Genomic DNA, 21,577 nt, shown 5'->3' with positions numbered 1-21,577 from the left:
CATCGTCCGCCGAGCGCTAGCCGGGAGCCGTTAAGATACCGTCATCGCATGTTATATCCGCCGCGCGATCCACCCGGCGGCAAGTCCGAGACCGACCGACAGCACCACCGCCGCCAGCCCGTAGAGGATCGACCGGCGCTCGGCAGCGCGTGCGACGAAGCGCTCGAATCCCGATTTGCGGATATCGATCTCGCGCACCGCGGCGGCGAGCACGCGGCCGTCGCGGATCAGGAAGGTCTCCGCGGTGAACCGCCCGACCGGCACGCGCGCCGGGATGGTCAGCCGGGCGCGATACAGCACGCCCTCGCTGATCTCGATAGCATGCGGTGCCTCCAAATACAGGCCGGCGCGCCGCTTGAGATCGACCAGCCCGCGCTGGAATCCCTGTTCGACCGTGATCGCGCTATTCGATCCGGGCGACAATTGCAGGCTGTCGAGCCCGAGTTCGTAGATCGCGCGGGTGCGCTCGTCGACGATGCGCTCGATCGGCCGCGACGAGGCGAGCGCATAGAAGCTCGGCACCGAACTGTAGCGCTGATGCTCGGCATTGACCCAGATGCCGGCGACCTTCTTCTTCTCGCGCACCAGCACCGGCTGCGTCGGTCCTTTCACGACAACGACGATGTCGGTCGGCGCCTCGCCCCGCGGCAGGCGGCCGCCGGGGTAGAGGATGGCGCCGAAGAGCAGCAATTCGGCGCCGGTGAAACTGTAGGCGATCTCGATGTCGCGCTGCGACACGTCGGGGACGAGCACCGGCTTGTCGGCCGGGGCGGGTGCCTGCGCCGACAGCAGCAGCGCGGCGAACGGCAGCCAGCGCCTCACGTCAGCTCGACCGTGAAGATCTCCTCCGGCCGCCAGACGAGGCCGAGCAGGATGCGCAGGCCGACGAGCAGCACCATGATCGCCAGCGCGAGGCGGAGATATTCGGGCTTCACCTTGGTCGCGAACCGCGCGCCGAGCTGCGCGCCGATCACCGACCCGATCAGCAGCAGCCCGGCAAGCACGATGTCGACCGCCTTGGTCGTCAGCGCGTGGACCATCGTCGCCACCGCGGTGACGAACAGGGTCTGGAACAGCGAGGTGCCGACGACGACGCTGGTCGCCATGCCGAGCAGATAGATCATCGCCGGCACCAGGATGAAGCCGCCGCCGATGCCGAGCAGGATCGTGAGGATACCCGTCCCGAAGCCGAGCAGCAGCGGCGCCAGCGGCGAGATGTAGAGGCCCGAGGCGTAGAAGCGCGTGCGCAGCGGCAGCGCGGCGACGAGCGGATGATGGCGGCGCTTGCGCGGTTTCATCGGCCGCCGGCCGCGCGCGACGCCGATCGCACCGATCGATTCGCGCGCCATCAGCGTGCCGATCGAGCCGAGCATGACGACGTAGACGATGCCGATCACGGTATCGATCTGTCCGCTCGCCTGCAGCAGGCGGAAGATCCACGCGCCGGCGAAGCTGCCGACGATGCCGCCCGCGACGAGCACCCCGCCCATCTTGGTGTCGACGCCGTTGCGGCCGAAATGCGCGATCACTCCCGAGACGCTCGCGCCGGTGACCTGGCTCGCCGAGGAGGCGGCGGCAACGGTCGGCGGAATGCCGTAGATGATCAGCAGCGGCGTGGTGAGGAAGCCGCCGCCGACCCCGAACATCCCCGACAACAGCCCGACGCCGCCGCCGAGCAGCACGATGACCAGCGCGTTGACCGACAGATTGGCGATGGGAAGATAGACGTCCACGGGGCGGCTTTATACGCGGCTGGCGGCTGCCGACCAGCCGTCACCACCCACTGCCGAGCGACAAAGCCGGACCCGAACCCGGCCGCGACCGGCCGGCGACCCGCTGCCGCCAGTCGACGGCGACGCGGATGCGGGGTTCGCAGGGCAGGTCGAGCCCTATCGTCGGCCCGATATCGAACCGTTCCGCACCGGGCTGAACGCCGCCCCAGATGCCGGCGCCGGCATCGATCGCGATGCCGCGGATCGCGCCCAACGGATGCGCGGCACGAATCGCGCCGTCGGCGAAGAAACCGACGTCGCGCCGCGCGGCCACGCCGGTTTGGCCATAGCCTTCCACCATCAGATCGCGTTGGACCGGCATCGGCCCGAACCCTCCGACCAGCCCGAGCATCGGCCCGCTCGCAGCGCCATCGATCGAGAAGCGCTGTTCGGCAAGGACATGGATCGGCGCATGCGTCGGCTGCCAGTCGATCCCCAGCGCGATCTCCCTGCCCGGCCCCGCGAGCGGCGTCGACACCCGCGCGGACACCGCGACGCGTTGCGCGCCGTCGAGAGGATAGGTCAGCCGCATTCCTGCCTGCGATCCGCCGAGCTGGCTTGCCGGCACGTGCGCCTCACCGCCGCCGGCGCGGACGATCAGCCAACCGCTGCCGGCCAGCCGATTGCGGATCGGCGGCGGCAGGGCGACCATCTCCAGCCTTGCCACGGGTATGACGGCGTTGCGATCCTGCGAGAAGGCGCGCGACGCGATGGCCGGGAACGGTGTCGGCACCAGCGTCATCTCGTCCGGCGGGTATGGCCCCTGCACCTCCTGACGTGCCCGCATGACGCCGGCCGCGATGTCCGGCTTTGGGTACACGCCCGCACGCGAATGGGATTGTGACGCCGCCTGCTCCGAAGCAGCCAAAGACGCCCCGGCGTCACCCGATAGTCTTCGCCTCTTGCGGGAAGGGCTCCCCACGCGCCGTTCGCGACCAACGTCCACCGCCATTTCCGATCGCTCCGTGACCGCCCGGCGCCACACGTCCGTCACCCGCATCCCCGCCCAGAACCCGAGCCACAGCAGCAGGAACCGGAACGGCCGGCTGACCTTCATCCCAGCGCATCGATGTCGGGAAAGGCGTGGACCGTCTTGTCCCATACCGGCGAGTCTCCGCGCAGGAACAGCGCGTAGCGGCGCAGCGCCAGAGGGGTGGCGAGCAAGGCTATCAGATTGGCGACGAGGACCCGCGGCACCGACCGGCAGCCTTCGCGCCAGCCGTAAGCGCTTGTCGTGCACACGATCCGCACCGCCACGCGCCAACCGAGCAGCAGCGTCGTCGTCCAGCACAACCAGCCGGCGATATGCTGCCCGGTATCGGGAACGCCGCTCAGCCAATGCGCCGTCGCTACCGCCGCCCACAACAGTATCGCGCCATAAGCGACGCCGAGCACGACCACCGAAATCAGCGCCCGCCGGTCACGCATCCGCATCCAATGGTCGGCGAGCGCCCCCGGCAGGCCCCAGCCGATCCGGTCCCAGCCGGCAAGGGCGATGCCGGTCATCCACCGCGCCTTCTGCCGGATCGCGGTTTGAAACGTCTCGGGGAAATAGGCCCGCACGGCGACGAGGCTGCGATCGCACGGGTCCCATATCCGCGCGAAGCAGACGCCGCCGCCGCGGCCGGCGACGTGGAGGCCGAGTTCGTAATCCTCAGTGAGGCAGGACGCATCGAACGGCGCGCCGCCCCGCTCGACGGCGATCTCGCCGAGGACGTCGGTGCGGATCGCGCACCCGGTTCCCGCCAGCGGCAAGGGCGCACCCAACATCGCGCGCACGGGCTGCTGCATGCCATGCGCGTAGGCGAATTCGTCGGCATAATGGCCCGACACCAACGATCCCGATCGGATCAGCGGCAATACCGGCACCTGCACCACCGCATAGGTCCGCAACAATGCGTCGAAGACCCGCAGTTCCGCCGGATGAACCACGTCCTCGGCATCGTGGATGACGATCGCCTCGGTCGGCCGCTCCGCCGCGGCATCGTCCCGTTCCAGCGCAGCCCATAAGATATTGAGGCAATCCGCTTTGGTCGTCGGACCATCGCGCGGACCGACGATCACACGGATGCGTGGATCACGTTCGGCAAATCCTTGCGCCGCCTCGATCGTCGCGGGATCGTTGGGATAGACCCCGACGTACACGCGATAGCCGGAATCACCGAACCGCGAGGTCGTCGCCGCCAGCATCGCCCCGATTACCGCCTCCTCGCGCCAGGCCGGGACGAATATCGCGAACAATGCGGGCACCGCCCGTTCGGGCAGATCGCTCACCCACCGGCGCGGTGCCTGCCAGTGCCGCAGCCGATCGACGAAAAAGCAGAGGTCGACACCAAGATCGTCGACCCCGCCGATCAGGAACCAGGTCGCCGCGAACAACATCGACTCGCGCACGGCGCCGTCCAAGACGACCATCAGAAAATCCAAGACCCCCGCCCCGCATTTCTAGGCGACAACATCCGCAACGGATGCTTTTGAGCAAGGAGAATTCGTCAAGCCATTAGGAATATTGAGGCCGAACGGCCAATCCTTCATGCAAATCGCAATACGGCGGCATGCTTATCTCGAATTATCAATAAGATGCCTGACGGGGCGGGAAATATGGGTCACGCGAGCGGTGCCGGACCGGTCCTGCCGCCCACATAAATCGCGCCGGCTCGCAGTAACGGTGCGAACCATTCCGTGGTCGGCGCGTTACTCGCCACTGATCCCTTTTCCCCTTTCGGGATCAGTGCCGGTCCAAGCACGGCACGGTCGCGCCGATGCGTAGCAGGCGGCGCGGCCAACGTGCTGGGCGGGTTACGGCGTGTCGCGACCGCCGCCGGTGCCGCGGCCCGCGCCGCCACCCGCACCCGCAGCACCGACCGTGCCGATGTTGCCGAACAGATCCTCGAAGAAGCCGCGCTTGCGACCCAGCGTCGGCGTCGTCTTGCCATATGGATCGATGCTGGCGATCTGCTCGACGCCGGTGCGCGTCACCGACTTGACCGTGCCGTTGGGATCGAAGCTGATCTTCAGCGCGATCTGGTCCTTCGCCTTGGGCTTCTGGAAGTTGAGGTTGCGGCTGTCGCGCGCGACATAATACCAGTCGCGCGTGCCGAACTGGCTGGCGATCGTCGGCTGGCCGAGCGTGCTCGCCACCGACTGGCGGTTGTCGACACCCGGCTGCACCGAATTCACCAGATCGGCATCGATGATATAGCCCTGATGCGACCGCAGCGGCGCGCAGGCGCCCATGGCGACGGTCAGCCCGAGGGTCAGCCCGAGGCCGATACGGGCAAAGGATACGCTCATCACTATCTCCAGCGGCAGCGCCACGCCATGTCGATTGCATCGCCCGCCGATCGCCTCGATATGCGAAGCACGGGCGGGCTTCAAGCGCCGGGGCCATGTTGGCGCGAATGGTGAGGATATGCCGTGGGTTGGTGGGGACGATTGTTTGGCGAACGCCGTGAAGAGGCGTTGCCGCTGTACAATGCGGTGGTGACGCGCGGACGCGCCGAACATTGGTATCTGGCCGGCGGCGTACCAGACACGGTCGACGGCCGCTTCGACATGATCGCCGCGGTGCTGGCGATGGTGCTGCTGCGGCTGGAGCGCGAGCCCGCCGCGGCGGCGCTGTCGGCGCATCTCACCGAGCGGTTCGTCGACGATATGGACGGGCAATTGCGCCAGATGGGCATCGGCGACATCGTCGTCGGCAAGCATATCGGCAAGATGATGAGTATGCTCGGCGGCCGGATCGGCGCCTATCGCGACGGGCTGGCGAGCGGCGATCTCGGCCCGGCGCTGGTCCGCAACCTTTATCGCGGCGCGGCGCCTGCGCCGCAGGCGCTGGCCGCGGTCGCCGCCGATCTGACCGCGCTGCACGACGCGCTCGCCACCGCCCCGCTCGACCGCCTCGTTGCCGGAGACCTGCCATGACCCCCGAATTCAGCCGCCCGGAACGACTCGATGCGATCGGCGCGGGCGAGCGAGAGGTGCGCATCGCCGCGACCGAGGCCGAACGGGCGGCACTGGCGGTGCGCTTCGGCGTGCTGTCGGTCGAACGGCTCGACGCCACGCTCCGGGTCAAGCGCGAGGCGGCGGGGATCGTCGTGCGCGGCCGCGTCACCGGCGCGGTGGTCCAGGCCTGTTCGGTCACCGACGTGCCGCTCGACGCGACGATCGACGAGCCGGTCGCGCTGCTGTTCGTCGAGGCGCTCGACGAGCAGGAGGAGGTCGAGCTCGACGCCGGCGCGCTCGACACGGTCGAGATCGAGGGCGGCGCGGTCGACCTCGGCGAGGCGGCGGCGGAGACGATGGCGCTGGCGCTCGATCCCTTCCCGCGCAGTCCGGATGCCGAGACAGTGCTGCGCGAGGCCGGCGTGATCAGCGAGGACGATCATCGCCCGTACAGCCCGTTGCAGGACCTCAAGTCGCTGCTGGGCAAGGGGTAGCGCCCCCTACGCTGTCTCCGCCCCGCGCCCGCCATGACGCTGCTCGGTGAGGATCTGCCACCCGGTGATGAACAGCGCCGCGACCAGCGGGCCGACGACGATGCCGCTGATCCCCGCCACCTCGATGCCGCCGAGCGTCGTCACCAGCACCAGCCAGTCGGGGATGCCGGTATCGCGCCCGACGAGGATCGGCCGCAGGATATTGTCGGCGAGTCCGATCACCGCGACGCCCGAGACGATCACCACGACGCCCTGCCACACCGCGCCGATGGCGAGCAGGTAGATCGCGACCGGCACCCATACCAACGCCGGCCCGATCGCCGGCAGCAGCGCCGCCAGCGCCATCAGCAGACCCCAGAGCAACGCCGCCGGCACCCCGACGATCCAGAAGGTCACCGCGCCCAGCGTACCCTGCACGAGGGCCACGACGACCGACCCCTTGATCGTCGCGCGGACGACGGCGACGAACTTGTCGATCAGCCGGTCGGCGACCGGCCGCTCGAGCGGCAGCGCGTCGCGGATCACCGGGCCGAGCTGGTCGCCGTCGCGCAGCAGGAAGAAGGTGACGTACAGCCCGACGCCGAAGGCGAGCAGGAACGCCGCGGCATTGCGCCCGATCGACAGCGCCTGCGACGCGATCGACTGAAAGCTGCTGCGAAGGCCCTGCGCGATCCGCGCCTGTGCGGTGTCGAAGCTGCCGAGCCCGGCGCGGTCGAGCGGATGCTGCACCCATTGCGGCAGCGCGTCGTGCACCTGTTCGAAATAGCGCGCGAAATCGATCTGGCCGCTCTGCACCTTGGCATAGACGCCGGCCGACTGGTCGACGACCATCCCGGTGATCGCCAGCGCCGGGATGATCACCGCGACGAGGATGATCAGCAACGTCGCCGCCGCCGCCCAGTTGCGCCGCCCCGGCATCTTGGCGAGCAGCCAGTGGAACAGCGACTGGAACAGGATCGCCGCGAGCAGGCTCCACAGCAGCGCCGCGACGAACGACGACACGACGAGCAACAGCCCGCCGGTGATCAGCGCCAGGAACAGGATCAGCCCGCCCGATTCGAGCCGTCGTCTATCGATCACGTCATTCCCCTTCGTCGTCCGTCCCCGTGCGGACCGGGGCAAGAACCCGTCAGGACCGTTTCGGGTCCGTCTCGGTCCTGCGGTGAATCACGCAAAGGCGCGAAGGCACGAAGAAGAAGGAAGATTTGGTTCGCGCGGAGGCGCGGAGGCGCGGAGAGCTTGCGCCTGTGGGACGGTCACCGCGTACCACGAGCGTGGTCCTGACCAGATCCGCGCGCAAAGGCGCAGAGGGACGAGCGCGATTCCGTCGCGATGCCGATCTGCGCCGGAAAGATGAAGCGCCTTCGGCGCAACGGGCACGCCTCTCGGCGCCTCTGCGCCTCTGCGCGCAAAACCCTTCTTCTCTCCGCGCCTCCGCGTGAACCGGTCTTCTTCGCGCCTTCGCGTGAAAATCAGCGCTCGTCGGGCCCGAGGCTCGGATCGAGGTCGCGTGGCCGTACGAACCGGCGCAACGCACCGCCGCCCTCCGCCACCGCCGACCAATCGGCGATATCGAAGGTCATTTCCGCCAGCGTCGCGGTCGGATACTTCTCTTCGACCAGCGCCCGCAGCCCGTCCGGCGCCGCCGGTACCAGCATCAGCACCAGATCCTCGAGCCCCGGATTGTGCCCAACGAGCAGCACCCGCTCCGCCTCCGCCGGCAGGTCGTGCACCACGTCGAGCAGCGTCGCCGCCGAAGCGAGATAGATACGCCGCTCCCACGCAGGCGCCAGGTCGCGGCCATAGCCCGCCACCACCGCATCCAGCGTCTCGCCGACGCGCACCGCCGGCGAGGCGACGACGTGATCGAAGGCGAGGTCGAGGCTGCGCATCGTGCGGCCCACCGTCTCGGCGGCGCGCTTGCCCTTGGCGTTGAGCGGGCGGTCGAAATCGCGGCTCACCGGATCGTCCCAGCCGGACTTGGCGTGGCGCAGCAGCGTCAGCGTCTTCAACCGGCGTCTCCGTGATGTGTCGCGAGCGCCGCCTCATGCCCGATGGGGAGCGATAAGGAAAGCCGCGCCTGCACCCGCGCCACCGCCTCGTCGAGCGTCACCCGCGCGATGCCGACGCCGGGCGGAAACGCCGACAACAGCCGCGACGGCATCGCCGACGACAGCATCACGAACGCGCCGCGATCGTCGGCGCGGCGGATCAGCCGCCCGAACGCCTGCGCCAGCCGCGCCCGCACGATCCGGTCGTCATAGGCCGATCCGCCCCCCGCCAGCCGCCGCGCGGCGTGCAGCACGCTCGGCTTGGGCCAGGGCACACCCTCCATCACCACCAGCCGCAGCGACGATCCCGGCACGTCGACGCCGTCGCGCAGCGCATCGGTGCCGAGCAGCGAGGCGTGCGGATCGTCGCGGAAGATATCGACAAGCGTGCCGGTATCGATCGGATCGACGTGCTGCGCGTGCAGCGGCAGCCCCTCGCGCGCCAGCCGGTCGGCGATCCGGCCATGCACGCCGCGCAACCGCCGGATCGCGGTGAACAGGCCGAGCGTGCCCCCGCCGGCGGCGACGATCAGCCGCGCATAGGCATTGGCGAGCGCGGGCAGGTCGCCGCGCTTGACGTCGGTGACGATCAGCACCTCGGCATTGGCGGGATAGTCGAACGGGCTCTTCGCCTCGAACCGCGACGGCGCGCGGGCGAGATGCGGCGCACCAACGCGCGCCTCCGCCGTTTCCCAGTCACCGCCGCCGGTCAGCGTCGCCGAGGTGACGAGCGCGCCATGTGCGGGCTTCAGCACGATCTCGGCGAAGGGCCGGGTCGGATCGAGCCAGTGGCGGTGCAGGCCGATGTCATATTCGCGCCCCTCGATCCGGTCGACCGCGAGCCAGTCGACGTGCGCCGGATCGACCGGGCCGCCGACGCGGGCGAGCAGCGACAGCCACGCCGCCACCGTCTCGGCACGCCAGCCGATCGAGGCGATCGCCCCCTCGACGCGCGCGCGCGCCGGCGCATCCATCCAGTCGGGCGCCTCGGCGAGCACCGCCTCCAGCCGCCGCCCCAGCGTCACCAGCGGCCGCACCAGCGCATCGAGCGCCGCCGCGGCGGGTGCCGCCGCCTCGATCAGCTCGGGGGTCGGCTCGGCCAGCTCGGTTTCCAGGCCGTACCCGGCGTCGCCCGGCTGTTCGGCGCGCGCATAGGTCAGGCCGCGCACCGCGGCGAGCAGATGCTCGATCGGCCCGAACGGCGCGCCTTCGTTGATCCGCCCCAGCCAGCCGTCGCTGGCGAGATGCCGCGACGCCTCGATCGCGTCCTGGATCGCGATCCCGCCCTGTTCGTCGTAGCTGGCGACGTCAGACAGCCGCGCCTGCAGCCCGCGTCGCCGGCCGCGCCCGCCGCTCTCCGGCCCTAGGATCCAGCGCCGCAGCTCGATCGTCTCCTGTCCGGTCAGCGCGGTGGCGAACATCGAATCCGCCGCCTCGAACAGATGATGGCCCTCGTCGAAGACGTAGCGCGTCGGCCGCGTCGTCGTCTCGCGACCGCGCGCCGCATTGACCATAACCAGCGCATGGTTGGCGATCACCACGTCGGCCTCCGCCGAGGCGCGCGCGGCGCGCTCGATGAAGCATTTGCGGTAATGCGGGCAGCCGGCATAGACGCATTCGCCGCGCCGGTCGGTCAGCGCGGTCGGGCCGTTGCGCCGGAACAGCGTCGGCAGCCAGCCGGGCAGGTCGCCGCCGACCATGTCGCCGTCGGCGCTATACGCCGCCCAGCGCGCCACCAGTTGCGCGAGGATCGCGGCGCGGCCGGCGAAGCCGCCCTGCAGCGCATCCTCCAGATTGAGGAGGCACAGATAATTCTCGCGGCCCTTGCGCGTCACCACCTTCTGGCGGCGCAATGCCGGATCGGGGAACAGCCGCTCGGTCTCCTTCGACAATTGCCGTTGCAGCGCCTTGGTATAGGTGCTGATCCACACCGCGCCGCCGGCCCGCTCCGCCCACAGCGAAGCCGGCGCGAGATAGCCCAAGGTCTTGCCGATCCCCGTCCCCGCCTCGGCGAGCACCAGATTGGGCGCGTCGCGCATCGCGCGCGGGGCGAAGGCATCGGTCGCCGCCGCGGCGAAGGCGCGCTGGCCGAGCCGCTCCTCGGCGCCATGACCGGTGAGGTCGGCGAGCCGCGCCTCGGCGTCGGCGGGGGGGATCGCGACGGTCAGCGGTGCTGGCCGCGGCGCCTGTTCCTCCCATTCGGGCAGGGTCGCGAACAGCCAGCGCTCGTTGACCTGCGGCTTGGCGAGCAGCGGGGCGAGCGCGGGTCCCCATGGCCAGCGCAGCCGGGTCAGCGACTGTGCCGCGGTCCACGCGCCCTCGCGCTCGGGCCAGCCGCCTTGCGTCACTGCGAGCAACGCCGCCGCCGCCTCGCGCAGGAAGGCGGCGACGCCCTCGTCGGTGTCGGGCGGCGACAGATCGACCGCGCGCGCCAGCCCCCTGGGCGTCGGCACCGCGAACCGCGCCGGATAGAGGAAGGCGAACAACTCGAGCAGGTCGAGCCCCGACAATTCGGGATAGCCGAGCCGCTGCCCCACCAACGGCGCGTTGAGCAGGATCACCGGCGTGTCGGCGGCGATGCGGATCGCCTCGCCGCGCCCGATCGGCCGCGTTCCCTCCGCGGTGGCGATCCAGATGCCGCCATGGCTGGCGTGAAGGGCGGGATAGGGGATCACCCGTGCCGCCATAGCCCGCCGGAACAGAATGGCAACCGGACGGCAGTGCAACTCGGCGGCGCATCGCACGTTCGGCACGGGTCATCCGCCTGATAAGGATCAGTCTTCATGCGTACTCTGCTGTTCGCGCTCGGCGCCGTCTCGCTCGCCCTCCCTGCCAGCATCGCTCTGCCGGTCAGCAAGGCTGAGGCGCGCCATCATTACCGCAATTCGCACGAGCGCGGCTATCGTCACGTCAAGCGCTGCCGCCATTCGAGCGGCACCACCGGCCTCGTCGCGGGCGGCGTCGGCGGCGCCTTGCTCGGCAATTCGGTGCTCGGTCATGGTGCGCTCGGCACCGTCGGCGGCGCCGTCGGTGGCGCGTTTGCCGGCCGCGCGATCGACCGCACGATCACCGCGAAAGACCGCTGCCGCTAAGTCCCGTTGTCAAGAGAGTTGCCGTGAGCGCGCGGGGTGCTTAGTCCCGCGCGCACCATGACCGATATCGACCTGCGATCCGCCGCCCTCGACTCCAAGGCCTGGCCCTATGAGGAGGCGCGCAAGCTCCTCAAGCGCTATTCCGACGGCAAGGCGGATGGCAGTCCGATCCTGTTCGAGACCGGCTATGGCCCCTCGGGCCTGCCGCATATCGGCACGTTCAACGAAGTGTTGCGCACGACGATGGTGCGCAACGCCTTCCACGCGCTCTCCGACCAGCCGACGCGGCTGATCGCGTTCAGCGACGATATGGACGGCCTGCGCAAGGTGCCCGACAACGTCCCCAACGGCGACATGCTGCGCGAACATCTCGGCAAGCCGCTGACGCGCATCCCCGATCCGTTCGGCAAGTTCGACAGCTTCGCCGCGCACAACAATGCGATGCTGCGCCAGTTCCTCGACCGCTTCGGCTTCGACTACGACTTCGCCTCGTCCACCGACTATTACGAGGGCGGCCGCTTCGACGATGCCATCAAGGGCGTGCTGCGCCACTATCGGGGCATCCTCGACGTCATGCTGCCGACGCTGCGCGCCGAGCGCCGCGAGACCTATTCGCCGGTGCTGCCGGTCAGCCCGATCACCGGCATCGTGCTGCAGGTGCCGGTCGAGGTGGTCGATGCCGAGGCTGGCACGATCGCCTTCACCGACGAGAGCGGCGAGCGCGTCGTCCAGTCGGCGCTCGGCGGTCTTGCGAAGCTGCAATGGAAGGTCGACTGGGCGATGCGCTGGGTCGCGCTCGGCGTCGATTACGAGATGGCGGGCAAGGACCTGATCGATTCGGTGACGCAAAGCTCCAAGATCGCACGCGTGCTCGGCGGCCGTCCGCCCGAGGGGTTCAACTACGAGATGTTCCTCGACGAAAAGGGCGAGAAGATCTCCAAGTCGAAGGGCAACGGCCTCAGCCTCGACCAGTGGCTGACCTATGGCCCCGAGGAGAGCCTCGCCTTCTTCGCCTATCGCGAGCCCAAGAAGGCCAAGGCGCTGCATTTCGGCGTCATCCCGCGCGCGGTCGACGATTATTGGCAGTTCCGCGGCAATTACCCGACGCAGGAGATCGCGCAGCGGCTCGGCAATCCGGTGCATCATATCCACGACGGCAAGGTGCCGACCGCGACGCTGCCGGTCACCTTCGGCCTGCTGCTCAACCTCGTCGGCGTGATGGGCGAGGCGAGCAAGGAGCAGGTCTGGGGCTATCTGCGCAACTACGTCCCCGACGCGACGCCGGAGCGCGATCCCGAACTCGACCGGCTGATCGGCTATGCGCTGGCCTATGCCCGCGATTTCGTCGCGCCGACGCTCAAGCGCCGTGCGCCGGAGGGCGTCGAGGTCGCGGCGCTGCGCCGGCTCGACGCCGATCTCGCCGCCTTGCCCGCCGAGGCGAGCGCGGAGGATATCCAGAACGTCGTCTATGAGATCGGCAAGACCGCCGGCTTCGACACTTTGCGCGACTGGTTCAAGGCGCTCTACGAAACGCTGCTGGGGTCTGAACAGGGTCCGCGGATGGGCAGCTTCATCGCGCTGTACGGCATCGCCAACAGCCGCACGCTGATCGCCGAGGCATTGGCGAAGGCCTCTTAATTCCTCCCCCTGCCAACAGGGCCGGGTTGAGCGGCCCCCGGCAATCCAGCCTTGCACTCCCGCTAAAGCGAGGGAGGATTTCCTCACGGAACCACCCCCGCCCGCCGGCCGTTGATTTGCTGCAACGCAGCAACGGCGGCTAAAAGATCCACATGACCCTACGCCACACCGCCGAGGCCCATCCGGGCCTCGTCCATCTCGCGCTCGCCGTCGGCGGCTTCGCGATCGGTACGACCGAATTCGCGGCGATGAGCCTTGAACCCGATCTCGCGCGCGGGCTCGGCATCGATGCGCCGACCGTCGGTCACGTCATCAGCGCCTATGCGCTCGGCGTCGTCGTCGGCGCGCCGACGATCGCGGTGCTCTCAGCGAAGATGTCGCGACGCACGCTGCTGATCGGGCTGATGGCCTTGTTCGCGATCGGTAATTGCCTGTCCGCCCTCGCGCCGAGCTATGGCTGGATGCTCGTCTTCCGCTTCCTCGCCGGCCTGCCGCACGGCGCCTATTTCGGCATCGCCTCGCTCGTCGCCGCGTCGCTGGTGCCTGCCGACCGGCGGACGCAGGCGGTCGGAAGGGTGATGCTCGGCCTCACCGTCGCGACGATCGTCGGCGTGCCCTTCGCCACGTTGCTCGGCCAGATCGCCAGCTGGCGCTGGGTGTTCGGGCTCGTCGCGCTGCTCGCGCTGACCACCGCCGGCCTCGTCGCGTTGCTCGCGCCGGTCGACGCGCCCGATCGCGATGCCAGCCCGTTGCACGAACTCACCGCGCTGCGCCGCCCGCAGGTGTGGCTGACGCTCGGCATCGGTGCGATCGGCTTCGGCGGCATGTTCGCGGTCTACACCTATCTCGCCGCGACATTGGTCGAGGTCACCGGCCTCACGCCCCGCAGCGTGCCGCTGATGCTCGCCGTGTTCGGCACCGGCATGACGCTCGGCAACCTCGTCGTGCCGCGCTTCGCCGACCGCGCGCTGATGCCGACCGCGGGCGTGCTGCTGCTCTGGTCGGCGGCGGCGCTGTTGCTCTACCCGCTCGCCGCCGGCAACGTCTGGACGATGACACTCGACGTCTTCGCGATCGGCCTCGGCGGCGCGCTCGGCGCGGTCCTGCAGACGCGGCTGATGGACGTCGCCGGCGACGCCCAGTCGCTCGCCGCCGCGCTCAACCATTCAGCGTTCAACACCGCCAATGCGATCGGACCATGGCTCGGCGGCCTCGCCATCGCCGCCGGCTTCGGCTGGACCTCGACCGGCATCGTCGGGTGCGGGCTGGCGCTCGGCGGCCTGGCGATCTGGGGAATTGCGCTGATCGTCGAGCGCGGCCTGCCGGCGTTCGCGATCGGGCGGCGTCATGCCCGCCAGTGACCCGCGGCTGGCGAAGGGGACGCCCGCCTACCGGCGGCTGACCCTCGCCATGCTGTTCGCCGGCTTCTCGACCTTCTCGCTGCTCTATTCGGTGCAGCCGCTGCTGCCGCTGTTCGCCGCCGATTATCATCTCAGCGCCGAAGCGGCGTCGCTGGCGGTGTCGCTCGCTACCGGGCCGCTGGCGATCGGCATCCTGTTCGCGGGCATCCTCTCCGATCGCGTCGGACGGCGGCCGTTGATGGTCGCCGCGATGTTCGCCGCCGGCGCGCTGACCCTCGCCGCCGCGCTGGTGCCGGGCTGGACGACGTTGCTCGCGCTGCGGCTGCTCACCGGCGTTGCGCTCGCCGGCGTGCCCGCGGTGGCGATGGCCTATGTCGCCGAAGAGGTCGACGTCGCCTCGGTCGGTGCGGCGATGGGCCTCTACATCGGCGGCAGCGCTATCGGCTGCATGGGCGGGCGCCTCGTCGCCAGCCTCGTCGCCGATGTCGCCGACTGGCGCTGGGCGCTAGGCAGCGTCGGCCTCGCCGGCCTCGTCATGGCCGAGGCGTTCCGCCGCCTCGCGCCGCCGTCGCGCGGCTTCGTCGCCGGTGCCGGCGGCAGTCCGCTCGCCGGTGCCGCGGCGCTGTTCCGCGACCGCGCATTGCCGCTGCTCTATGCCGAGGCGTTTCTGCTGATGGGCGTCTTCGTCACCATCTACAATTACGCCGGCTTCCGCCTGCTCGCCCCGCCCTACGGGCTCAGCCAGGCGGCGGTCGGCGGCGTCTTCCTCCTCTATATCCTCGGGTCGGCGAGTTCGGCGCTGTTCGGATCGTTCGCAGGCACCGTCGGGCGGCGGCGCGTCTTCTGGTTGCCGATCGTGCTGCTGATCGCCGGCGTCGCCGCGACCGAGGCGCGCGCACTGGTCCTCGTCATCCTCGGCATCGCTTTGGTCACGATCGGCTTCTTCGGCGCGCATTCGATCGCGAGCGCCTGGGTCGGCCGCCGCGCGCGGGCCAATCGCGGCCAGGGTGCCGCTTTCTACCTGTTCTTTTACTACCTCGGATCAAGCGTGCTTGGCTCGGCCGGCGGCTTCGCCTGGACGCACGCCGGCTGGCCGGGCGTCGCGCTCTTCTGCCTCGCGCTCGGCGGCCTCGCGCTGCTGCTCGGCGTCGTGCTGGCGCGCATCCCGCCGCTGCCCGACCCCGAAATACGCCAGCCTGCCGCGGTCGAGCCGTGAACCGATGAGTCGTTCTTGGCGACGGGATAGCTTTTCTTCCTATTCCCACTAAGCCGATGGGATATCTTCCACGCTGGAGGTATCGGACGATGACGACGCTGTATTCCGCCGATCGACCGCGCAGGGTGCGCCGGTGACGGCCGCTGCCGCCCCGCTGCCGTCGCGCACCCCCGGCGCCACGCTCGGCGAGGCGGTCGATGCGTTGCGCGCCGCCCGCGCCGATTGGCGCACGCGGCAGACCCCGGCCCGCGCCGCCGCCGCCTTCCCCTCGCGCGGCGCGATCGAGCGGATCGTCCTGCTCCTCGCCGAGGCGCTCTATCCCCGCCGTCTCGGCCTGCAGCAGATCGCACCGGCGGACGAGGACCGGTTCGTCGCCGCCAAGCTCGGCAGCGCCTTCACCGAGCTGGAGCGCGAGATCGGCCATGAGCTCGGCTATTGGCAGGCGGAGGCGCGCACCGCCTTCGATCCCGACCAGGCCGCGACGATCGTCCGCCTGTTCGCCGACACGCTCGGCGACATCCGCCGGCTGATCGACAGCGATGTCGAGGCTGCCTTCCTCGGCGACCCCGCCGCGGGCAGCACCGACGAGATCCTCGTCTGCTATCCCGGCGCGATCGCCAGCCTGCACCATCGCATCGCGCATCAATTGTACGACCTCGGCGCGCCGATCGTCGCGCGGCTGATCTCCGAACTCGCCAACGAACGCACCGGGATCGACATCCATCCGGGCGCGCGGATCGGCGAACGCTTCTTCATCGATCACGGCACCGGCGTCGTCATCGGCGAAACCGCGATCGTCGGCACCGGCGTGCGCCTCTACCAGCATGTCACGCTCGGTGCGCGCAGTCCGCTCGGCGCCGCGCGGCGCGGTCCGCGCGAACGTTATGCCCGCCATCCGATCGTCGGCGACGACGTCGTCATCTATGCGGGGGCGACGATCCTCGGCCGGGTGACGATCGGCGCGGGCGCGACGATCGGCGGCAACGTCTGGCTGCTCGACGACGTGCCGCCCGGCGGCGTGGTGGTGCAGCCCGAAGCGAAGTTGCTCGCGCCCTCCGCCGGCCATGCGTTGCGCGACACGCTCGTCGCGGCGGTGGTGTGATGGGACGCCGCGTCGATCCAGAACGACGCCCGGTCATCGGCGTGCTCTGCTGCAACGAGATGGCGGAGCGTCCGGTGCAGGCCGTCGCCAGCCGCTTCGTCGCGCCGCTTACCCGCCTCGCCGGTGCGACGGTGCTGCTCGTCCCCGCCCTGCCCGACGCCACCGATGTCGCGACGCTCACCGCGGTGCTCGACGGGCTGCTGCTGACCGGATCGCGCTCGCACGTCGCGCCGTGGCGCTATGGCGCGCGGCCGCTGCCCGACGACCAGATCGTCGACGAGGATCGCGACGAGGTCGCGCTGGCGCTCGCCGGCGGGATGATCGAGGCGGGCAAACCCGTGTTCGGCATCTGCCGCGGCCTGCAGGAGATCAACGTCCTGTTCGGCGGCAGCCTGTGCGCCGCCGCCGACGCCGGCCGCCATCATCGCGGCGCCTGGTCGGGCGATTACGATTCGCTGTTCCACCACGGCCACGACGTCGAACTGTGCGCGCGCGGCCGGTTGGCCGACGCCACCGGCGTGCAGCGGGTGCGGGTCAATTCGGTCCACCAGCAAGGCACCGACCGTCTCGGCAGCGGCCTGACGGTGGAGGCGATCGCGGCGGACGACGGGCTGATCGAAGCCGTGTCGGCGCGGCCGTGCGGGGCCGACGTGCTCGGCGTCCAATGGCATCCCGAATGGGATACGGCGAACTCGCCTGCGAGCCGCGCCTTCTTTTCCCTGATCGGCGCCGGCCTGCGCGGCGGCACCGACCCAGTTTCAACACGGAGGACTGAATGAAGATCACGATCCTGGCTCCGGCGCTTGCGCTCGCTGCCCTGAGCCTCGCCGCCTGCGGCCCCAAGACCGACGCCGGCAACAATGCCGCCGCCACCGACACGCTGACCCTCAACGAGGAAGGCGACGCCGGCTTGAGCAACAGCGGCGACTTCGCCACCGGTAACGACATCACGCTCGCCAATGACGCGGCCGCCGACAACGCGCTCGCGCCGGCCGCGGGCAACGCACTCTAAGCTTTCGGTTCGACGAACACGCCAGGTCAGCTCCCTAGGCGTAGACTGCGGCTCGACATTGCTGGTGTCGGGCCGCTTTTTTGCGTGCGACGCCGCTCCGTGTCACGGGCGGGCGCATCGCAGCGGCGAGCAGGCTTCGCTGCCCGCCGCCTTGGCCTCACAGCTTCTCGGTCAGCTCCGGCACGACCTTGAACAGGTCGCCGACCAGGCCGATGTCCGCGACCTGGAAGATCGGCGCATCCTCGTCCTTGTTGATCGCGACGATGACCTTCGAATCCTTCATCCCCGCGAGATGCTGGATCGCGCCCGAAATGCCGACCGCGATATAGACTTCCGGGGCGACGATCTTGCCGGTCTGGCCGACCTGATAGTCGTTGGGGACATAGCCCGCATCAACCGCGGCGCGGCTCGCACCGACGCCGGCGCCGAGCTTGTCGGCGAGCGGCTCGATGATCGAATGGAAGTTCTCGCCATTCTGCAGCGCCCGGCCACCCGAGACGATGATCTTGGCGCTGGTCAGCTCGGGCCGCGCGTTCTGCGCGATCTCGGCGTTGACGAAGCGCGACACGCCGGTGTCGCCCTGCGACGCCACCGCCTCGATCTCGCCCGATCCGCCCTCGGTCGCCGCCTTTTCGAAGGCGGTGCCGCGAACGGTGATCACCTTCTTGGCGTCCGACGACTGGACCGTCGCGATCGCATTGCCGGCGTAGATCGGCCGCGTGAACGTGTCTTCGCTCTCGACCGACAGGATGTCGCTGATCTGCATCACGTCGAGCAGCGCGGCGACGCGCGGCGCGACGTTCTTGCCGGTGGTGGTCGACGGCGCGACGAAGGCGTCGTGATGCCCCATCAGCTCGACGACGAGCGGCGCGATATTCTCGGCCAGCGCATGCGCGTAGGCGACGTCGTCGGCGACGTGCACCTTGCCGACGCCGGCAATCTTCGCCGCCGCCTGCGCGACGCTGTCGACGCCTTGGCCGGCGACCAGCAGATGGACCTCGCCGAGCTGCGACGCGGCGGTCACCGCGGCGAGCGTGGCATCCTTGACGGCACTGCCGTCGTGTTCGACCCAGACGAGCGTCTTCACTTGGCAATCCCCATCGCATGCAGCTTGGTGACGAGTTCGTCGACATCGGCGACCTTGACGCCCGCCTGGCGCTTGCCCGGTTCGACGACCTTGAGCGTCGTCAATCGCGGCGTGACGTCGACGCCGTAATCGGCGGCGGTCTTCTGCGCGAGCGGCTTCGACTTGGCCTTCATGATGTTGGGCAGCGACGCATAGCGCGGCTCGTTGAGGCGCAGGTCGGTGGTGACGATCGCCGGCAGCGGGAACGAATCGGTCTCGAGCCCGCCGTCGACCTCGCGCGTCACCGTGACGGTGCCGTCGCCCAGCTCGACCTTCGACGCGAACGTCCCCTGGCCCCAGCCGAGCAGGCCGGCGAGCATCTGGCCGGTCTGGTTGTTGTCGTCGTCGATCGCCTGCTTGCCGAGGATGACCAGTTGCGGCTGCTCCTCCTCGACGATCTTGGCGAGGATCTTGGCGACGCCGAGCGGCTCGACCTTGGTGTCGCTGGTGACGAGGATCGCCCGGTCGGCGCCCATCGCCAGCGCGGTGCGCAGCGTCTCCTGCGCCTTGGGCTCGCCGATCGAGACGACGACGATCTCGGTGACGCCCTTGTCTTTCAGGCGGATGGCTTCTTCCACCGCGATCTCGTCGAACGGATTCATACTCATCTTGACGTTCGCCAGATCGACGCCCGTCCCGTCCGCCTTCACGCGAGGCTTCACGTTGTAGTCAAGCACACGCTTGACCGGCACCAGCACCTTCATCAGCTTCCTTCCGATTGCGCCCTCGACACCCGTTTCCGGCGTCGCATCGGCGGGTGAGATGGCTATTTTCCGCGGCTTTCGCAAGTCCGGTACGGGAAATGCCGCTTGCCGTAGCGGCAGTCTTCCTATGCCAAACGAATCGGGCCCGGACATCATGCCCGGGCCCGAAGATTTTTACGCATCTTCTTCCCCGCGCGGGGAAGCGCGACGGATCACGCCGCCTTCTGCACCTCGGCGACGATCTTCTTCGCCGCATCGCCCAGGTCGTTTGCCGGCACGATCGCGAGGCCCGAATTGGCGAGGATGTCCTTGCCGGCCTGCACGTTGGTGCCTTCGAGGCGGACGACGAGCGGCACCGACAGATTTACTTCCTTCGCCGCGGCGACGATGCCCTCGGCGATGATGTCGCACTTCATGATGCCGCCGAAGATGTTGACCAGGATGCCCTTCACCGCCGGATCGGCGAGGATGATCTTGAACGCCGCAGTGACCTTCTCCTTGTTGGCGCCGCCGCCGACGTCGAGGAAGTTGGCCGGGAACATGCCGTTGAGCTTGATGATGTCCATCGTCGCCATCGCGAGGCCGGCGCCGTTGACCATGCAGCCGATATCGCCGTCGAGCTTGATGTAGGCGAGGTCGTACTTCGACGCCTCCAGCTCCATCGCATCCTCTTCGGTGGTGTCGCGCAGCTCCATCAGGTCCTTGTGACGGAACATCGCGTTGCCGTCGAAGCCGACCTTGGCGTCGAGCACCATCAGCTTGCCATCGTCGGTGACGGCGAGCGGGTTGATCTCGATCTGCTCGGCGTCGGTGCCCAGGAAGGCGTCGTACAGCTTCGATGCGACGTTGGCGGCCTGCTTGGCGAGGTCGCCGGTCAGCTCGAGCGCGGCGGCGACGGCGCGGCCGTGATGCGGCATGAAGCCGGTCGCGGCGTCGATGTCGATGCTGTGGATCTTCTCGGGCGTGTCGTGGGCGACGGTTTCGATGTCCATGCCGCCCTCGGTCGAGGCGACCATCGAGACGCGGCCGGTCGCGCGGTTGACGAGCAGCGCGAGGTAGAATTCCTTGGCGATGTCGACGCCGTCGGTCACGTACAGACGGTTGACCTGCTTGCCGGCGTCGCCGGTCTGGATCGTCACCAGCGTGTTGCCGAGCATGTCGGTCGCCGCGGCGCGAACCTCGTCGGCGGTCTTGGCGAGGCGGACGCCGCCCTTGGCGTCCGGGCCGAGTTCCTTGAACTTGCCCTTGCCGCGGCCGCCGGCGTGGATCTGCGCCTTGACGACGTAGAGCGGTCCGGGAAGCTTCTCGGTGGCTGCGACGGCCTCTTCGACGCTGAGCGCGGCGAAACCGGCGGGAACGGGGACGCCGAACTTGGCGAGCAGTTCCTTGGCTTGATATTCGTGGATGTTCATGGCCTGCCTCGCGTTATGCTATGAAGAGGAGATTGGTGCGGCCTTTTGCACAGGCGGCGCGCCGAATCCACCCCGGATCGACAACCACGTTCGATCGTTATTGCAATCGCATCGCATTAGACGGAACGCTTATGCCCTGGCTCCACGGCATCCCCCTCTTCCTCGTCACCGTGATCGGCATGGAGGCGTTCGCTTATGCCGCGCACCGCTGGGTGATGCACGGCCCGGGCTGGTTCCTGCACGCGAGCCATCACCGCAAGCGGACAGGCGTATGGGAGCTCAACGACCTCTATGCCGCGATCTTCGCGGTGCCGTCGTTCGTCCTGCTGCTCGGCGGGCTGCAATGGGGCTGGTGGCCGGGATTCGTCTGGATCGGCGCGGGGATCGCTGCCTACGGCGCGATCTATTTCGGTTTCCACGACATCATCGTCCACCAGCGGATTCCGACGCGCTATCTGCCGAGATCGGCGTACATGCGGCGCATCGTCCAGGCGCACCGGCTGCATCACGTCGTCGAGACGCGCGAGGGCAACGTCAGCTTCGGCTTCCTCGTCGCGCCGCGGCCCGAAGACCTCAAGGCCGAACTCAAACGGCGTGGTCGCCAGGGGGTGCGCGCACCGGCCGCGGAGCAGACGTTGGCAGAAAAGTAACC

21 protein-coding genes are annotated in these 21,577 nt (G+C 69.1%); 10 read left to right on the top strand and 11 right to left on the bottom strand.

Annotated elements, in window-relative coordinates; all coding sequences use genetic code 11:
• Positions 1–51 precede the first annotated feature (51 nt).
• From AC07U4_RS10375 to AC07U4_RS10355, 5 genes are all read right to left on the bottom strand, one after another.
• A complete protein-coding gene (locus tag AC07U4_RS10375) occupies positions 52–822 on the bottom strand; it encodes a TIGR02186 family protein (protein ID WP_495195365.1) in 771 nt (256 codons plus the stop codon).
• A complete protein-coding gene (locus AC07U4_RS10370; protein WP_038664111.1) occupies positions 819–1,733 on the bottom strand; it encodes a sulfite exporter TauE/SafE family protein in 915 nt (304 codons plus the stop codon). The genes AC07U4_RS10375 and AC07U4_RS10370 overlap by 4 nt, the downstream gene beginning before the upstream one ends.
• Positions 1,734–1,773: 40 nt before the next feature.
• Positions 1,774–2,559: a hypothetical protein gene (locus AC07U4_RS10365; RefSeq protein ID WP_495195364.1), complete on the bottom strand. Its 786-nt coding sequence runs from the start codon at positions 2,557–2,559 to the stop codon at positions 1,774–1,776.
• A gap of 266 nt (positions 2,560–2,825) precedes the next feature.
• Positions 2,826–4,187 (bottom strand): glycosyl transferase family protein, encoded by a 1,362-nt coding sequence (locus AC07U4_RS10360; protein ID WP_495195363.1) that lies wholly within the window; start codon positions 4,185–4,187, stop codon positions 2,826–2,828.
• A gap of 384 nt (positions 4,188–4,571) precedes the next feature.
• Complete coding sequence (locus tag AC07U4_RS10355) at positions 4,572–5,066, bottom strand: outer membrane protein assembly factor BamE (protein ID WP_038667428.1); 495 nt, start codon at positions 5,064–5,066, stop codon at positions 4,572–4,574.
• Between the two features lie 123 nt (positions 5,067–5,189).
• Here AC07U4_RS10355 and AC07U4_RS10350 point away from each other — a divergent pair, with 123 nt between their 5' ends.
• Both AC07U4_RS10350 and AC07U4_RS10345 read left to right on the top strand, forming a co-directional pair.
• Positions 5,190–5,696, top strand: a complete 507-nt coding sequence (locus AC07U4_RS10350) for a ubiquinol-cytochrome C chaperone family protein (RefSeq protein WP_245640728.1) — start codon at positions 5,190–5,192, stop codon at positions 5,694–5,696.
• Entirely contained in the window at positions 5,693–6,211 is a 519-nt protein-coding gene (locus AC07U4_RS10345; RefSeq protein ID WP_038664118.1) for a YceD family protein, read from the top strand. The genes AC07U4_RS10350 and AC07U4_RS10345 overlap by 4 nt, the downstream gene beginning before the upstream one ends.
• A 6-nt stretch (positions 6,212–6,217) precedes the next feature.
• On the opposite strand, the gene AC07U4_RS10340 is transcribed toward AC07U4_RS10345, so the two are convergent.
• From AC07U4_RS10340 to AC07U4_RS10330, 3 genes are all read right to left on the bottom strand, one after another.
• Entirely contained in the window at positions 6,218–7,291 is a 1,074-nt protein-coding gene (locus AC07U4_RS10340; RefSeq protein WP_495195362.1) for an AI-2E family transporter, read from the bottom strand.
• Positions 7,292–7,683: 392 nt separating this feature from the next.
• Positions 7,684–8,223, bottom strand: a complete 540-nt coding sequence (locus AC07U4_RS10335) for a SixA phosphatase family protein (RefSeq protein WP_495195361.1) — start codon at positions 8,221–8,223, stop codon at positions 7,684–7,686.
• Positions 8,220–10,949 (bottom strand): ATP-dependent DNA helicase, encoded by a 2,730-nt coding sequence (locus AC07U4_RS10330; protein WP_495195853.1) that lies wholly within the window; start codon positions 10,947–10,949, stop codon positions 8,220–8,222. Before AC07U4_RS10330 ends, AC07U4_RS10335 begins: the two co-directional genes overlap by 4 nt.
• Positions 10,950–11,045: 96 nt before the next feature.
• Here AC07U4_RS10330 and AC07U4_RS10325 point away from each other — a divergent pair, with 96 nt between their 5' ends.
• The 7 genes from AC07U4_RS10325 to AC07U4_RS10295 all read left to right on the top strand — a co-directional run bounded on the left by AC07U4_RS10325 (position 11,046) and on the right by AC07U4_RS10295 (position 17,683).
• Positions 11,046–11,354 carry a hypothetical protein gene (locus AC07U4_RS10325; RefSeq protein WP_038664126.1) on the top strand — a complete coding sequence of 103 codons (309 nt, stop codon included), beginning with the start codon at positions 11,046–11,048 and terminating at the stop codon, positions 11,352–11,354.
• A gap of 57 nt (positions 11,355–11,411) precedes the next feature.
• Positions 11,412–12,992: a lysine--tRNA ligase gene (locus tag AC07U4_RS10320; protein ID WP_495195360.1), complete on the top strand. Its 1,581-nt coding sequence runs from the start codon at positions 11,412–11,414 to the stop codon at positions 12,990–12,992.
• Between the two features lie 152 nt (positions 12,993–13,144).
• On the top strand, positions 13,145–14,353 hold the full coding sequence (locus AC07U4_RS10315; RefSeq protein ID WP_495195359.1) for an MFS transporter: 1,209 nt from the start codon (positions 13,145–13,147) through the stop codon (positions 14,351–14,353).
• Positions 14,340–15,569 carry an MFS transporter gene (locus AC07U4_RS10310; protein WP_495195358.1) on the top strand — a complete coding sequence of 410 codons (1,230 nt, stop codon included), beginning with the start codon at positions 14,340–14,342 and terminating at the stop codon, positions 15,567–15,569. The genes AC07U4_RS10315 and AC07U4_RS10310 overlap by 14 nt, the downstream gene beginning before the upstream one ends.
• Positions 15,570–15,702: 133 nt before the next feature.
• A complete protein-coding gene (gene epsC / locus AC07U4_RS10305; protein WP_495179506.1) occupies positions 15,703–16,671 on the top strand; it encodes a serine O-acetyltransferase EpsC in 969 nt (322 codons plus the stop codon).
• Positions 16,671–17,450, top strand: a complete 780-nt coding sequence (locus AC07U4_RS10300) for a gamma-glutamyl-gamma-aminobutyrate hydrolase family protein (RefSeq protein ID WP_495195357.1) — start codon at positions 16,671–16,673, stop codon at positions 17,448–17,450. Before epsC ends, AC07U4_RS10300 begins: the two co-directional genes overlap by 1 nt.
• Positions 17,447–17,683: a hypothetical protein gene (locus tag AC07U4_RS10295; protein WP_038664143.1), complete on the top strand. Its 237-nt coding sequence runs from the start codon at positions 17,447–17,449 to the stop codon at positions 17,681–17,683. Before AC07U4_RS10300 ends, AC07U4_RS10295 begins: the two co-directional genes overlap by 4 nt.
• A 157-nt stretch (positions 17,684–17,840) precedes the next feature.
• Here the strand turns inward: AC07U4_RS10295 and AC07U4_RS10290 are convergent, their stop codons facing one another.
• The 3 genes from AC07U4_RS10290 to sucC all read right to left on the bottom strand — a co-directional run bounded on the left by AC07U4_RS10290 (position 17,841) and on the right by sucC (position 20,925).
• Complete coding sequence (locus AC07U4_RS10290) at positions 17,841–18,770, bottom strand: electron transfer flavoprotein subunit alpha/FixB family protein (protein ID WP_495179508.1); 930 nt, start codon at positions 18,768–18,770, stop codon at positions 17,841–17,843.
• Positions 18,767–19,513 (bottom strand): electron transfer flavoprotein subunit beta/FixA family protein, encoded by a 747-nt coding sequence (locus AC07U4_RS10285; protein WP_495195356.1) that lies wholly within the window; start codon positions 19,511–19,513, stop codon positions 18,767–18,769. The genes AC07U4_RS10290 and AC07U4_RS10285 overlap by 4 nt, the downstream gene beginning before the upstream one ends.
• A gap of 212 nt (positions 19,514–19,725) precedes the next feature.
• The gene (gene sucC / locus AC07U4_RS10280) at positions 19,726–20,925 is read right to left on the bottom strand and encodes an ADP-forming succinate--CoA ligase subunit beta (RefSeq protein ID WP_495195355.1); all 1,200 of its coding nucleotides are present in this window, start codon (positions 20,923–20,925) and stop codon (positions 19,726–19,728) included.
• 131 nt (positions 20,926–21,056) lie between these two features.
• Between sucC and AC07U4_RS10275 the strand changes: the two genes are divergently transcribed.
• Positions 21,057–21,575 (top strand): sterol desaturase family protein, encoded by a 519-nt coding sequence (locus AC07U4_RS10275; RefSeq protein ID WP_137898413.1) that lies wholly within the window; start codon positions 21,057–21,059, stop codon positions 21,573–21,575.
• Positions 21,576–21,577 lie beyond the last annotated feature (2 nt).

Source organism: Sphingomonas sp. GW821-FHT02B09, assembly GCF_059421875.1.
Note: the sequence above shows the minus strand (reverse complement) of the source record. Positions and strands in the feature narration are given on the sequence as shown.